The sequence below is a fragment of the Pollutimonas rozaliensis genome (genome assembly GCF_048751585.1).
Taxonomy (GTDB): Bacteria; Pseudomonadota; Gammaproteobacteria; order Burkholderiales; family Burkholderiaceae_B.
In genome coordinates this window covers 1-259 of record NZ_JAZHOB010000211.1, presented here as the reverse complement: position 1 = coordinate 259, position 259 = coordinate 1, and the positions used below count along the sequence as shown (strand labels likewise).

The 259-nt window shown below is 43.2% G+C and carries 1 protein-coding gene; it reads left to right on the top strand.

Features of this window, described 5'->3' with window-relative positions; translation table 11 throughout:
* Nucleotides 1-205: hypothetical protein (locus V0R37_RS22620; RefSeq protein WP_420376626.1), on the top strand; the 205-nt coding region annotated here is incomplete at its 5' end.
* Nucleotides 206-259 lie beyond the last annotated feature (54 nt).

Below are 259 nucleotides of genomic sequence, written 5' to 3'. Positions count from 1 at the left end.
CTCGAAAGCCGCCTTGAATGATGACACCTTGATCTTGAGGATGATCAAAGTGTCGCTGAGTCATCCAGCAGGTAAACAAGAAAAAAATAAAATTGGCAATGAGACCAAACACAATCAAGGACAGACTGGAAGAGAAGTCATGCTCGGCACCGACAATACTGAGAAAAAGCATCGCCGGGAGTGTGACTTGAAAAACCAGTTTTGAGGCGACATCAATAAAATTATCGTTAATCAACTGCACACGCTTGAGTAATACCCC